14 protein-coding genes are annotated in these 14075 nt (G+C 64.0%); 9 read left to right on the forward strand and 5 right to left on the reverse strand.

Annotated features, from left to right (window positions below; translation table 11 throughout):
• Nucleotides 1-75 precede the first annotated feature (75 nt).
• The 8 genes from HNS03_RS08665 to HNS03_RS08700 all read left to right on the forward strand — a co-directional run bounded on the left by HNS03_RS08665 (nt 76) and on the right by HNS03_RS08700 (nt 7265).
• Nucleotides 76-561 (forward strand): TspO/MBR family protein, encoded by a 486-nt coding sequence (locus HNS03_RS08665; protein WP_367194563.1) that lies wholly within the window; start codon nt 76-78, stop codon nt 559-561.
• 209 nt (nt 562-770) lie between these two features.
• Entirely contained in the window at nt 771-2153 is a 1383-nt protein-coding gene (locus HNS03_RS08670; protein ID WP_367194565.1) for a tetratricopeptide repeat protein, read from the forward strand.
• Nucleotides 2154-2182: 29 nt separating this feature from the next.
• Complete coding sequence (locus HNS03_RS08675) at nt 2183-3391, forward strand: OpgC family protein (RefSeq protein ID WP_367194566.1); 1209 nt, start codon at nt 2183-2185, stop codon at nt 3389-3391.
• A gap of 80 nt (nt 3392-3471) precedes the next feature.
• Nucleotides 3472-4236 carry an NAD-dependent deacetylase gene (locus HNS03_RS08680; protein ID WP_367194568.1) on the forward strand — a complete coding sequence of 255 codons (765 nt, stop codon included), beginning with the start codon at nt 3472-3474 and terminating at the stop codon, nt 4234-4236.
• Between the two features lie 212 nt (nt 4237-4448).
• Nucleotides 4449-5033 carry a cold-shock protein gene (locus HNS03_RS08685; RefSeq protein WP_367194569.1) on the forward strand — a complete coding sequence of 195 codons (585 nt, stop codon included), beginning with the start codon at nt 4449-4451 and terminating at the stop codon, nt 5031-5033.
• 143 nt (nt 5034-5176) lie between these two features.
• On the forward strand, nt 5177-5710 hold the full coding sequence (locus HNS03_RS08690) for a hypothetical protein (RefSeq protein ID WP_367194570.1): 534 nt from the start codon (nt 5177-5179) through the stop codon (nt 5708-5710).
• A gap of 64 nt (nt 5711-5774) precedes the next feature.
• Nucleotides 5775-6527, forward strand: a complete 753-nt coding sequence (locus tag HNS03_RS08695; RefSeq protein WP_367194571.1) for a trans-aconitate 2-methyltransferase — start codon at nt 5775-5777, stop codon at nt 6525-6527.
• 195 nt (nt 6528-6722) lie between these two features.
• Complete coding sequence (locus HNS03_RS08700; RefSeq protein ID WP_367194572.1) at nt 6723-7265, forward strand: DUF2155 domain-containing protein; 543 nt, start codon at nt 6723-6725, stop codon at nt 7263-7265.
• Here HNS03_RS08700 and aat read toward each other — a convergent pair.
• The 5 genes from aat to HNS03_RS08725 form a co-directional block, all read right to left on the reverse strand.
• Nucleotides 7248-7913, reverse strand: a complete 666-nt coding sequence (gene aat, locus HNS03_RS08705) for a leucyl/phenylalanyl-tRNA--protein transferase (RefSeq protein ID WP_367194574.1) — start codon at nt 7911-7913, stop codon at nt 7248-7250. The two genes, HNS03_RS08700 and aat, sit on opposite strands and share 18 nt — an antisense overlap.
• A 47-nt stretch (nt 7914-7960) precedes the next feature.
• Nucleotides 7961-9304 (reverse strand): acetyl-CoA carboxylase biotin carboxylase subunit, encoded by a 1344-nt coding sequence (gene accC / locus HNS03_RS08710; RefSeq protein ID WP_367194576.1) that lies wholly within the window; start codon nt 9302-9304, stop codon nt 7961-7963.
• Between the two features lie 13 nt (nt 9305-9317).
• Nucleotides 9318-9782 carry an acetyl-CoA carboxylase biotin carboxyl carrier protein gene (gene accB / locus HNS03_RS08715; RefSeq protein WP_367194578.1) on the reverse strand — a complete coding sequence of 155 codons (465 nt, stop codon included), beginning with the start codon at nt 9780-9782 and terminating at the stop codon, nt 9318-9320.
• 608 nt (nt 9783-10390) lie between these two features.
• Entirely contained in the window at nt 10391-11140 is a 750-nt protein-coding gene (locus tag HNS03_RS08720; protein WP_367194579.1) for a DsbA family protein, read from the reverse strand.
• 74 nt (nt 11141-11214) lie between these two features.
• Nucleotides 11215-12648, reverse strand: a complete 1434-nt coding sequence (locus tag HNS03_RS08725; RefSeq protein WP_367194581.1) for a M48 family metalloprotease — start codon at nt 12646-12648, stop codon at nt 11215-11217.
• 267 nt (nt 12649-12915) lie between these two features.
• Here HNS03_RS08725 and HNS03_RS08730 point away from each other — a divergent pair, with 267 nt between their 5' ends.
• The gene (locus HNS03_RS08730; RefSeq protein ID WP_367194770.1) at nt 12916-14028 is read left to right on the forward strand and encodes a pyridoxal phosphate-dependent aminotransferase; all 1113 of its coding nucleotides are present in this window, start codon (nt 12916-12918) and stop codon (nt 14026-14028) included.
• Nucleotides 14029-14075: the final 47 nt, after the last annotated feature.

The raw sequence follows: 14075 nt of genomic DNA on the forward strand, positions 1-14075 counted from the left end.
CGAAATCCAATCCGGCTTCCACTGCGTTTAACGCAGATAAGGGCCGCTCGGCCCGTCTGTCGTGCGGGAGCCGTCATGATCGAAAACGGGCTCATTTTCCTCGGCTTTCTCGTGCCCGTGGCGGCTGCGGCCGCGACGGGGGCGCTGTTTCGCCCTGGAGACTGGTATCGCGGTCTCAGGAAGCCGGGATTTACGCCGCCGAACCGGCTGTTCGCGCCGGCCTGGACGCTGCTTTACATCCTGATCGCGATTTCCGGTTTCCTGGCTTGGCGGGCGGTCGGGTTTGCCGGCGCGCCGCTCGCCTTCGTACTCTATTTCCTACAGATCGGACTCAATGCCGCCTGGTCGCCGCTGTTTTTCGGGGCACATCGTCCCGGTCTGGCGATGGCCGACATCGTGCTGTTGTGGCTGGCGATCGCGGCCACCATCCTGGCGTTCTGGCCTCTCAGTGTGGCGGCTTCACTGCTGCTGATCCCGTATCTTTTCTGGGTCGGCTTCGCATGCGTGCTCAATTTCGCCGTTTGGCGGCTGAACGCGACGGTCGAGAGGGATGTCGTATGAGCTGCTCTCAGCAGTCACCGAGCTGTGAGCCGTCGTGACGCGACGCAGCAACGACATCTCCCTAGGCTAATTCAGGCCGCGTGGCCGGGGACTTGGGCCAGCATTTGCATCCCGGCTTGCAGCCTCAGGTTCGCACGCGGGAGTGCATCAACGCAGACGTGACGATTGGTCAGGGTCACTTCGCCCGAGGGCGGAGTCGAGGAGCTCGAATGACAATCCAGGATTTGTTCGACTATCCGCTTTCGACCCGGTCCCAGCCGGCTGTCGAGGCCTGGAGCCAGACCGCGCGTGCTTTCCTCGCTCACGGCGCAAGCGGGTCCGCCCATCTTGGCGATGCGTTGGCCGCCGACGCCGACTTCGTCATAGCGCAAGCCGCTCGCGGCCTGTTCTGCCTGCTAATGGCACGCCGCGAGCTGGTTGCACCCGCTCAGGATGCGCTCCGGCAGGCCGAAGCAGCCGCGGCCCGCATTGGGACCACACCGCGCGAGGCGGCCTATGTCGATGCGCTCTCCGACTGGCTTGCCGGGCGCCCGAGTGCTGCCGCCGCCCGACTCGATGCGACGCTGTTCGACCATCCCGCCGATGCGCTGACCTTAAAGCTGGTGCATCAGATTCGCTTCATGGTCGGCGACGCGGCCGGCATGCGGCAGTCCATCGAGCGGGTGATCGGCCACTATGGTGTCGACCATCCGGCTGCGGGCTATGTGCACGGTTGCCATGCGTTCGCCCTGGAGGAAACCGGCGCCTATCGCGCGGCCGAGTTCGCCGGGCGTCGGGCGTTGGAGCTCGCTCCCGACGATGCCTGGGGCCTTCACGCAGTGGCTCACGTCTACGATATGACCGGTTGTCCGGATGTCGGGCTTTCCTGGCTTCAAGGGCGTCTTGGCGCCTTTTCCCACTGCAACAATTTTCGCTTCCACGTCTGGTGGCACAAGGCGTTGTTCCATCTCGATCTCGGCGAAATCGCAGCGGTGCTGGACCTCTACGACGCTGAGATACGAGCGGAGCGGACCGACGATTTCCGCGACATCGCGAATGGCGCGTCGCTGTTGGCACGCCTCGAAATCGAGGGGGTCGATGTCGGTTGTCGCTGGGAGGAGCTGGCCGAACTCTGTGCCGCGCGCACCGACGATGGCAGTCTTGTCTTCGCCGACCTGCACTATCTGATGGCGCTCTCCGCCGGTGGACGGAATGATGGAGCCGAGATGCTCATGTCGCGGATGCAATCCGACGCGACCGCCGGCGTTTGCGAGATGAGCCGTGTGGCGGCCAATCCCGGCGTAGCGTTGTCGACAGCGTTGACCGCCTTCCGCGATGGGGACTACCGCGCCGCCCACCGGGCGTTTGCGTGTGCCCGGCCCCGGCTACAGTCGATCGGCGGCAGTCATGCCCAGCGCGACGTGTTCGAACGTTTGGCAGTAGAGGCGGCGATGCGCGCCGGTTTGCTCGACGATGCGCGCAGACTGCTGTTCGAGCGCGCCCGCAAGCGCGGGGCGATCGACCGGTTCGCAACGCGCCGGCTGGAAACGATCGAGACGACGCTTGCGGCTATGACCAACTCGGGCGAAGTGCGGCTACAGGTCGTGATATAGAGGGGCGGCTGCCATCTGAGGAGAGGCGTTTGACCGCTACGACGCACAACCGTCCGCGCGATTTGAGGCTCGATTTCTTTCGTGGCCTCGGCATGTTCATCATTTTCGTCGCCCATATGCCGGAAAACAAATGGGCGTTGTGGATTCCGGCGCGGTTCGGCTTCTCCGACGCCACCGAGATTTTCGTGTTCTGCTCCGGGATGGCATCGGCGATCGCGTTCGGGACCGCCTTTCGTCGCCACGGCTTCCTGATCGGGACAGCCCGCACCGCATTCCGCGTCTGGCAGGTCTATTGGGCCCATATCTCTCTGTTCATGGTGATCGTGCCGTTGCTCATTCTGTTCAACGGGCTCGACACCGGCGTCGTCTACACCGAGCGCCTCTACGTGCTGCCGTTCTTTGAGGATACGGCCCAGGCAATCGTGGGGCTGATGACGCTGACCTACGTGCCGAACTATTTCGACATCCTGCCGATGTATCTGGTGATCCTGGCGATGATGCCGGCGGTGATTGGCCTTGCGCGGATCACGCCGCAGCTTGCCCTTCTCGCCGTCGTGCTGGTTTGGCTGGCGGCGACCAACGGCTATTTGGATCTTCCCGCAGAGCCCTGGTCGGATCGTGCGTGGTTTTTCAATCCGTTTGCCTGGCAGCTCGTGTTCTTCACCGGCTTCGCCTTCATGTCTGGCTGGCTGAAGCCGCCGCCGATGAACCGGCTTCTGACATGGCTTTCGGTCGCAGTCCTCGTCGTGACCGTTCCGTTCGCACACCGCTGGGGCTGGCAGAATTTCCAGTGGATCTACGACGCCCGGGACATGGTCTGGAGCCTGCTCGACAAGACCGATTTCGGCCTGCTGCGCTACGTCCACTTTCTGGCGCTAGCCTATCTCGCCTGGATCGCTGCGGGCGAGGGCGGGCGTCGTCTCGCGGCGGGCGGTGGCTGGGGCCGGGTCGTCACCGTGACGCGGAAAGTGGGCCAGCAATCGCTCGCGATCTTCCTGACCGGTATGGTGCTGGCCCAGGTGATGGGGATGGTTCTCGACGTCGTCGGACGGACGATGCTTTCGACCGCGTTGGCGAACGTTGCCGGCTTCGTGATCCTGGTCCTGACGGCCTATCTGGTGGCGTGGTTCAAGTCGCAGCCTTGGCGCAAGCCCGCCCCGACACAGGCGGCATCCGGTCCCGCTGCCGCCAAGGATCCGGCGCCGGATATCAAGGCGCGTCTGGTTGCCGGCGAGTAGGCACCGCTTGAATGCTTCCGCTGCCTGTGAGACCCAAGAGGGAACACGTGTTGCGGGGACAGCGAAAACCATGAAGAGCCATGCCGATTGTCGATGATCTTGCCAAAGGCCGCGCGATCCTCGGCGATCTCGTGTCCGGCGCGGGAAGGGCCGTGGTCTTCACCGGGGCAGGCATTTCAACGGAGTCGGGCATTCCCGATTTCCGCAGTCCAGGCGGGATCTGGTCGCAGATGGAGCCGATCTATTTCGAGGACTTTCTGCTGTCGGAACAGGCGCGCCGGGAAGACTGGCGCCGCCGCTTCGAGATGCGCAAACTGTTTTCCGAGGCCCAGCCGAATGCGGCCCATCGGGCCATCGCCTCCCTCGTCGAGAGCGGCATCGTCAGCTACGTCATCACCCAGAATATAGATGGCCTGCACCAGCGCTCGGGCGTTCTCGACGAGCGCGTCATCGAGCTCCACGGCAATGCCGTGGATGCCGCCTGCCTCGAGTGCGCTCACGGCATGAGCTTCGATACCGCCCAAGCGATCATCGAGGCAGAGGACCGTGCCCCGCGCTGTCCTGTCTGCGGTGGGCTGGTGAAGGCAAGGGTGATCAATTTCGGCCAGCCGATGCCCGTCGACGAGATGGAGCGCGCGGAAATTGCCACGGACGACTGTGACCTTTTCGTCGCCGTCGGCTCCTCGCTCGTGGTCTATCCGGCCGCCGGATTCCCGCTCGCGGCCAAGTCGCACGGGGCGACCCTGGTGATCGTCAATCGAGACCCGACGGATCAGGACATGGCGGCCGACTATGTCCTGCGCGGTCCGATCGGTGCCTTGTTCGAGCCGTTGGCGCCGACTTGAGCGCCTTGGCGCAGCGCACTGGTTGCGGCAATTCGCGCGGGGACCGGTGCGCAAAAGCCCGGCTGCAATGAAATATGTCACATTTCGACCACAGTTCCTGAGGTGCGCGAATCTCCATATCGCGCCTGACAACCGGCGATGGTATCCTTTCTTAATGATTCGTTTCCGGCGGTTCGCGGGGTGGCGGTAAGCGAACACGGGGGCACAGCCGCATGAGTGCAAAATACACGGCCGACGATTTGAAGCAGATCGCCGGCGATCTTGGGGAAGAGACCGGATTCGACCTGATCGAGGTCGCGGGCCAGATCAAATGGTTCGATGTCTCGAAGGGCTATGGTTTCATTGTTCCCGACAACGGCATGGAAGACGTGCTCCTGCACGTGACTTGTCTGCGCCGCGACGGCTACCAGACGGCCTATGAAGGCGCCCACGTGGTCTGTGAGGTGCTCGATCGGCCAAAGGGGCTGCAGGCCTTCCGCATTCTCTCCATGGACGAATCCACCGCCGTCCATCCCTCGCAGCTTCCCCCTACACGCACCCATGTGCAGGTGATGCCGAGCCAGGGGCCGGAGAAGGCGTGGGTGAAGTGGTTCAACCGTACCAAAGGCTACGGCTTCCTCACTCGCGGGGAGGGAACCGAGGACATCTTCGTGCATATGGAGACGTTGCGTCGGTTCGGCCTTACCGAGTTAAGGCCCGGGCAGGTCGTGGTGGTGCGCTACGGCCAGGGGCCGAAAGGGCTGATGGTTGCCGAGATCCGTCCGGAAAGCGGCGGCAATATCCCTCAGTCGCATTGAGTTTCATTTCCGCCGTGGCATGCGCAGGGCCCGATCAGTGGCTCTCCTGTCGCCGGTGCTGATTCAGACATGAGGGCCGGGCGCTGGTCAGCCTCCTCAATCATCCCGAATATTACTATTTCCATATCCGGATCATCATCGGGATGGTCACGGGCCTCTCGGTCGCGCGGTTGCTGAACGGCTGGGCGCGGTTCGTCCAGCATCCCTCCCGCAATGAAATCTACGTCGTCCATCTTGGATGGTCGGTTTTTCTGTTTCTCTCGGTGATTCATTTTTGGTGGTTCGAGTTTGGTTTTTCCCAAATATCGAGCTGGCATTTCCCAATATACTTTTTCATTATTTTTTATGCTGCGCTGTTGTTTTTTCTGTGTGCCCTCATATTCCCTGATGATTTGCATGGATATGAGAACTATGAGGCCTATTTCTATTCCAGGCAGTCATGGTTCTTCGGATTGCTAGCATTGATGTTCGCAATTGACCTGATCGACACCGAACTGAAGGGAGCGCGTTATTTCCATTCGCTTGGCGCGCTCTACCCGTTCCGCCAGGTGGGGCTTTGCATCCTGTCGCTGATCGCTATGCGGACGGAGCGGCGCAGTTTTCATGCCGGCTTCCTGATCGTGGCGTTGCTCGCGGAGAGCTGGTGGGCGGTTTATCAGTTCGAGAGCTTGTTCTGAGCGCTCGCGGCGCTAGAACGGCGTCTTCAGTATGGCGCCGGGGCGGCGATAGGAGATTGGATCCATGACGGCTCAGGAATGGTCGGCGGAACGTTATGTCCGTGACGCGGGATTCGTTGCGGAGCTCGGCGTCGGGGTCGTGGAATGGCTGGCGCCCCGGAAAGGTGAGCGGATCCTGGATCTCGGGTGTGGCGATGGTGCGCTGACGCTCGATCTGGTCGGTCAAGGATGTGACGTTACCGGCGTCGATGGAAGCGCCGACATGATCGAGGCTGCAAAGGCCCGCGGGCTCGAAGCCCAGGTGATGGACGGGCAGGCGCTTCGTTTCGACGGAGACTTTGACGCGGTGTTTTCCAATGCCGCACTGCATTGGATGCCCAAGCCGGAAGCGGTCGCGGCAGGCGTGCGCAAAGCACTGAAGCCCGGCGGACGGTTTGTGGGCGAGTTCGGCGGGTTCGGCAATTGCGCGGCGATCGTTACGGCCCTGGTGAGCCTCGCCCGTGCGCGCGGGCTTCCGCAGGAGCTGGCGATGCCCTGGTATTTTCCAACCGAGACGGCCTACGCCAAAGTGCTTCAGGCGGCGGGGTTCGAGGTCAAGCGGATGATGCTGTTTGCCCGTCCGACGCCGGTGCCGGCTGGCATCAAGGGATGGCTGGAGGTCTTCCGGGCCCCGCTGTTCGATGCCTATGGCGAGGATCGGGCCGATGCGCTTGCGGAAGCGGAAGCCTTGCTCTCCCCCTCTTTGCGCGACGAGGTCGGCAATTGGACGGCGGACTATGTCCGGCTTCGGTTTGAAGCCATGCTTCCGGCAAAATGACAGGGCCATCTTCCGACCGCGGGGGCATTTGCGTCCGCTAATCCCCGGTTCTCCATAGGGGGCTCGTTCCCAAGGCGCTCGCCCGCGGCCCGCGGACTTTCCCACCCCACAACCAGATGCTAAGAGGCGTGGGGTCGGCGGCTTGGCCGCTTGCCGTCTGCGGCTTCAGTCCTGTTCGAGAGGTTTGCCTGCATCATGGTTTCGTGCGTCCGCGGCAGTCTCCGTTCCGCCGCCGTCGGAGTGGTGTTGGCGCTCGCCGCGACAGGGGCCCACGCCGATCCGATCGAAAATCCGATCGCCGAATTTTCCGGGCTCGACAAGATCACCGGGCGGATCATCTCGTTCGACGTCTACGTCAACGAGACGGTGCAGTTCGGCGCGCTCCGGGTCACGCCGCGCGCCTGCCACACCCAGCCGCCCAGCGAAGAGCCAAAGACGACGGCGTTCGTCGAAGTCGATGAGATCACGCTCGACAACAAGATCCAGCGCATCTTCACCGGCTGGATGCTGGCCTCCAGTCCGGGCCTCAACGCCGTCGACCATGCCGTCTATGATGTCTGGCTGACCGACTGCAAGATCACCTCCGATGTTCCGGCACCATCTGGCTTCGATGCCGACGCCTATGCACAGGACTCCATGGGGCTGATCACGCGGCCGGATGGCTGGTTCCCGCTGCCAAAGCCGAAGCCGCAGCCGGAAGTCTACGAGGAGCCAGATCCCTCAGAGATCGAGGACTGAAAGCGCAACTGCGCCGCTGGTCCGCGCGTCGAGCGCGTAAAAGTCCGCCGGTTGCGCGATGGCGAGCTCCAGGTCGGCCTGGTAGATGCGCCGGCTGACCTCGACGGCTCCGAACCGAGCCAGATGGTCGGTCAGGAACTGGGCGTCGAGCAAGGCGAATTGGCCAGCCTTCAGCCGGGCGACCAGATGCACCAGCGCCACCTTGGAGGCATCGCGGGCGCGGGTGAACATGCTCTCGCCGAAAAAGGCCCCGCCAAGGTGCACGCCATAGAGCCCCCCGACGAGGTCGTCACCGTCCCAGGCCTCCACCGAATGGGCATGGCCGAGTTCGAACAGCTCGCCATAGAGACGTCGGATGCGGGCGTTGATCCAGGTCCGCCGCCGCGAGGCTGCCGGGGCTGCGCAGCCTTCGACGACGTCAGCGAATGCCGTGTCGACCCGCACCTGGTAGCGGTCCTGGCGCACCGTGCGCTGCAGGCGCCGCGGGACGTGAAAACCGTCCAACGGCATCACGCCGCGGCGTTCCGGATCGATCCAGTAGAGGCCGGGATCGTCGGCCGATTCCGCCATCGGAAAGATGCCGCAGGCATAGGCCTTCAAAAGCACGTGGGGCGTGATTTCGAACAGGACGTCCTGAGGTTCCGCCATTTTCGAGCACGACTCCCGAACACACTAACTTTGGTAAAGTGGTCCGGTCAGGTGCTTTCGGCAAGATAGGCTTCAAGCCAGTGAATGTCATAGCTGCCATCCGCAATGTCGGGATGGTCGACGAGCTGGCGGAACAGCGGGATCGTCGTGTTGATCCCGTCGACGACGAATTCGTCGAGGCAACGGCGCAGACGCATCAGGCATTCCACCCGGTTGCGTCCGTGGACGATCAGCTTGCCGATCAGGCTGTCATAGTAAGGCGGGATCAAATAGCCTTGATAGACGGCGGAATCGACGCGCACGCCCAGCCCGCCAGGGGTGTGGAAATGCGAGATCCGGCCCGGCGACGGCATGAAGGTACGCGGATCTTCCGCGTTGATGCGGCACTCGATTGCGTGTCCGTCGAACTGCACGTCATCCTGAGTGAGCGAGAGCGTCGAGCCTGAAGCAACGCGGATCTGCTCGTGGACGATGTCGATGCCGGTGATCATCTCCGTCACCGGATGTTCCACCTGCAGCCGGGTGTTCATCTCGATGAAGTAGAAGGCGCCGTTTTCGTACAGGAACTCGATGGTGCCGGCGCCGGAATAGCGCATTTTGCGCATGGCCGCGGCAACGGTCTCGCCGATCTCGGCGCGGGCGTCGTCGTTGAGGGCCGGCGAACGGGCCTCTTCCCAAACCTTCTGATGACGGCGCTGCAGCGAACAGTCGCGCTCGCCCAGGTGAATGGCGTTGCCCTGGCCGTCACCCAGCACCTGGATCTCGATGTGGCGCGGCGTGGCCAGATATTTTTCCAGATAGACGGAGGCGTCGCCGAAGGCCGACTGCGCCTCAGCGCGCGCATTGGCGAGGGCGAACTCCAGCTCGGCCGGTGTGCGGGCGACTTTCATGCCGCGGCCGCCGCCGCCGGCTGCCGCCTTGACCAACACCGGATAGCCGATCTCGTCGGCGACCCGGTGCGCCTCCGCGTCGGTCTCGATGCCGCCGTCGGAGCCCGGAACCACCGGGATGCCCAAGCTGACGGCGGTGCGCTTGGCCTCGATCTTGTCGCCCATCAGCCGGATGTGCTCCGGCGAGGGGCCGACAAAGGCGATGCCGTGGGCCTGAAGGATGTCGGCGAAGCGGGCGTTCTCCGACAGGAAGCCATAGCCGGGATGCACCGCTTCTGCGCCGGTGATCTCGCAGGCGGCGACCAGAGCCGGGATGTGGAGATAGCTGTCGCGGGCCGAGGGCGGGCCGATGCAGACGCTTTCGTCGGCAAGGCGCACGTGCATGGCGTCGGCGTCGGCGGTGGAGTGCACCGCCACGGTCTGGATGCCGAGCTCTTTGCAGGCGCGCAGAATGCGGAGCGCAATCTCTCCGCGGTTGGCGATCAGGACTTTGGAAAACATGGGCCGCGTCCGCCTACTCGATCGCGACCAGCGGCTCGCCGTACTCCACGGGTTGCCCGTCTTCGACGTAGATGGCGGTGATTTTGCCGCTGCGCGGGGCGGGGATCTGGTTCATCGTCTTCATGGCCTCGACGATCATCACCGTCTGGCCTTCGCGAACCTCGTCGCCAACCTCGACATAGGCGCGGGCGCCGGGCTCCGGTGCCACATAAGCGGTCCCGACCATCGGCGATTTCACCATCGACGATTCGTTGACCTGCTCCACCGCCCGCGGTGCGGCGGAGGTGGGCTCCGAGGCAGAGGGGGCGGGGGCTGCGGCGTGCGAGGCGACGTGGACCGGTGCGGCCGGCGCGCTGCGCGATACCCGAACCCGGAGGCCCTCCTGCTCCACTTCGAGCTCGGTGAGGTCGGTTTCGTGCAGCAGCGTGGCGAGCGCGCGGATCAGCTCCTGGTCGATCGGCGAATGTTTTTTGGACATGTGGTGTGATGAATGCCGTTGCGGGAACAATTTCATGGGCGGGCCGATCGTCGGCCGTCGGCGAGGCGCCCGTGGAAGGGACTGCCGATCGGTCCGGCTCCGGTCCAAATAGGATCGGGCGCGCGGAATCGCCACCCCGGCTTTTTTGACCAGATCAGGGCGTACAGGTTGCGCGCCGACAGTTCAACTGCCGCGGCACCTGCGAAACGGAGGGATCCGTTCGCGATGGTGACGATCCTCGTCATGGTCCTCGTCCGCCGTCAAAGACGGAGCGCGATCGAATCGAGGTCGGCGCCTTGGCGCTCCGAACCTTCGACGCGTTCGTCTTATAGGCTGGGTCGCGGCGAACCGAAAGGTCGCACCCGCTCGATCGGGTTCGAACGGGGAATTCCGCCCCGCCTTTGCCAACTAAACCCGTTTAGCTTTTCGTGGAATCGCCGAACGGCTCGAACCGTATATTTTGACGCGTTTCCGGACGGCTAACCGGTTCCCACCTCGCCTGGAAAGGCGCCAATAAAGCACGGGAACCGAAACGGGCGCATCCCCCGTTTCCCGTGGAATGCGCCCGTTTGTATCGTGTCAGGGTAAGGAACTCGCTTGCCGAAACCTCAGCAGCTGGTCTCGCCGCAGGTTGCCTCGTTGATGCTGGCCTGCAGCGTGTCGAAGCCAACGGCGCCGACATAGGCGTTGCCGGCCACAACGTAGGACGGCGTGCCGGTGAGGTTCAGCGAGTTGGCCAGATCGTAGACTTCTTCGATCGTGGTCTGCACGTTGTCGGCGTCCATTGCCTTTTCGATCGCGGCCCGGTCCAGCTCCATCTCGTCGACGATCGCGAGTGCGGCGGCTCCGTCGACCCGATTTTCCGAGCTGATCAGCTTGTCGTGGAATTCGGCGTAGCGATCCGGCGCGACCGTGTTGACGGCGATGGAGACCTGCGCCGCCTCGACCGACGGCGGACCCAGCACCGGGAATTCCTTAAGTACGACGCGCAGGTTCGGATTCTCCTCGATCAGCTTTTGCAGATCGGAATTGGCGTGGCGGCAATAGCCGCAGTTGTAGTCGAAGAACTCCACCAGGGTGACATCGCCCTCCGGATTGCCGATCACGGCCTGGCGCGACGAGTTCTCCAGAGTGTTTTGGTTTTCCGACACGGCCTGACGCTGGGCGGCACTTTCGGCCTCGCGGCGCTTGTCCTGCAGCTTCCCGAACGCCTCCTCCAGCACCTCCGGGTTCTCCAGGAGGTAGCTGCGGATCATGGTCTCGATTTCCGCCTTCTGAGCCGGATTGAACTCGTCGGCCGAAGCCGGCACGGCGAGGACCGCGAATGCGGCGGCGAGGAGGGCTGTCTTGAGCCGCATGGGCATGTCTCCAATGGGCGGCCGGGGGCACGGCCGCAAATGAGGATGTCGCGAGACCGGCTCGCAAACCAATATTAGCGAGCCCGCAGATTGGGAGGGCTATACGCCAGGATATCGTCGGCCTGAAGCCACGCCGGCGTTCCGCGCTTCAAATTCGCTTGAGCCCGATTTGCATAGCGCTTGGCCTCCTGGAACTGGCCGCGCATCATCATGGCGCGGGCGGTGGCGAGATCGGCCAACGCGGTGTCGCCGCGGCGTGCGTGCGCAATCGCGAGCTGGCGATAGCCAAGCTCGGAATGCGGCTCTTCGCGCAGGCCGAGTTCCAGTTCACGGATCGCCTCGCCGAGAAGCGCTGGGTCATTCGCGCCAACCAGCGCCTGGCCAAGCATGATGCGCATCAGACCCGGCGCCGGCGCGAGCGAGACGGACTTGCGCAAAGGTGCGATCGCCTCGCGCGGACGACCGGCTTCGAGCCACGCCTGGCCCTTCAGCTCCCAGAAATAGGGGTTGTTCGGCTCCGTCCGGATCAACGCGTCGATCACCTGCTGCGCCGCGCGCGGCTTGCCGGTGCGGTAGGCAACGATGGCGCGGGCATATTGCGCAGGCTGGCTGTTGTCGGAGGTGGGGTAGGCCTTCAGCACCCGGCTCGGATGCTCGGTGAAGGCCATCAGCTTGGCGCGCACCATGTCGTGGCGATGCTGAAGCTGGGGCGAATCCTTCTTGTCCCAGTAGGGGCTCTGCTTGGCCTTTTGCTCAAGCTGGGCAATGCGGTCGCGGGCGACCGGGTGCGAGAGCGCGTAAGGATCGGCATAGCGCGCGGAGAAAAGCTGCTGGTCGGCGGAATTTTGCAGGGTAGTGAGGAGGCCGCGCGGCGACTGGTGGGTGCGCTCCAGATAGGTGAGGGCGGCACGATCGGCCGACAGCTCCTCGGTGCGCTGATAGGACAGGAGCGAGCGCTGGGCCGCGCCCATGCCGCCTCCAAGGGCCGCCATGCCGGCGCCGCCCGTGGCGTGGCTCCCGGTGGCGGCGCCCGCCGCAATGGCGCCGACGCCGGCGATGGTGGCAAGCGCGGCCATCACCTGGGCGCGAGCGAGCGCGTCGCGCAGCCGGACCAAGTGGCCGCCGGCCAAGTGGCCGGTTTCGTGGGCGAGCACGCCGATCACCTCGTTCGGCGTCTTGGAACGCTCGATCACGCCGGTGTTGACGAACATGCGTCGCGGATCGGCGACGAAAGCGTTGAAGCTGTCGTCGTTGTTCAAAATGATCTCGGGATTGGAGCTCGCAATGCCCGCCGCCCGGAAGATCGGCGCCGTATAGTCGCGCAGGAGCTGCTCGGCCTCCGCATCGCGCACGATGGAAATGTTGGGACCTTGAGCGCTCGCCGGCACGGGAGCGAAGGCGAGATGGGCGACGGCGGCAACCGCAAGCGCGCCGCTGGCGCGACGGAGCGCGCCATGCCGGGGCTGCAATGGCCGACGAGGGGCGTTGCAATCGTCGTCGTACGTCATGGGTGTCCAAATGGCTGTCACGCGAAAGACCGGCGCGTCAGGTCCGGGCCGACCTTTTGGTGCCATGCGCGGCCGGCTATCTTCAAGCCAATCGCGAAATAGGGCGAGATCGGGGCGGTTTGGGTCACGCCTTCGTCAGATGGCGCGGATGTCCGCTGGATTTCACGGACCATTCCAGTCTACCACCAAATTGAAAGGATGCACCCAGCGAGGTTTTGCGTGAGGCCCGACGCATCGCAGAGAAGCCAAGTCGACGCTTTCCTGGCAATGGACGTGCTTGCCGAGGCGACGCGACTTGCCGGAGAAGGCCGCCATATCGTTCATATGGAGGTCGGTCAGCCCGGTGCGCCGGCGCCGAAGGCGGTGCTGGATGCCGCGCGCGACGTGCTCAGCCATGGCCGGATCGGCTATACTGAGGCGCTTGGTCGCGGTGCGCTTCGCGCTCGGATCGCTAGCCACTATCGGGAGACCTACGGGGTCGACGTTCCCGCCGAGCGCGTCGTCGTGACGACAGGATCTTCGGCCGGCTTCATGCTTGCCTTTCTGGCCGGGTTCGATGCCGGCGCGCGCATCGCGTTGCCGTCGCCCGGCTATCCTGCCTACCGAAACATCCTGAAGGCGCTCGATCTCGTGCCGGTGGAGATCGAAACCACGGCGGAGACCCGCTGGGCATTGACGCCGGAACTGCTCGCGGCCGCCCATGGGGAAGCGCCGCTCGCCGGGGTGCTGGTTGCCAGTCCCGCCAACCCGAGCGGCACGATGATGACGCCCGACGCGCTCGCCGCGCTGATCGAGGCGGCCGAAGAAATGGGCATGTGGTTCATTTCAGACGAGATCTATCACGGCCTCGTCTATGACGGCCGCAAGACCGCGACGGCGCTCGCCACCTCCGCCGATGCGATCGTGGTGAACTCCTTCTCCAAATATTACTGCATGACCGGCTGGCGAGTGGGCTGGATGGTGCTGCCGGAGCGGCTCGTGCGGCCTGTCGAGCGGCTTGCCCAGAACCTTTACATCTCCGTGCCGGAGCTCTCCCAGGCAGCGGCCATGGCCGCCTTCGATGCGCGCGACGATCTGGAGGAGGTGCGCGCCGTCTACGCAAAGAACCGCGAGCTTCTCATGGACCGGCTGCCGAAGCTTGGCTTCACGGAAATCCTGCCAGCCGACGGCGCCTTCTATCTCTATGCCGATATCTCACCCTTTTCCGACAATTCGGTCGACTTCGCGCGCTGTCTCCTGCAGGAGCAGGGCGTGGCCGTCACGCCCGGTCCAGACTTCGACCGGATCAGGGGGCACCGTTACGTGCGCTTTTCCATTGCCGGCTCTCATGACGATATGGTCGAAGGCATGGAGCGCCTGGCGCGCTTTCTCGGCAAATGAGGCAGGCTGACGCGGCCACGTGGCAGCCACCGGCCCCGGCTTATATA

It is taken from the genome of Amorphus sp. 3PC139-8 (genome assembly GCF_040750475.1).
Lineage (GTDB): Bacteria > Pseudomonadota > Alphaproteobacteria > Rhizobiales > Amorphaceae > Amorphus.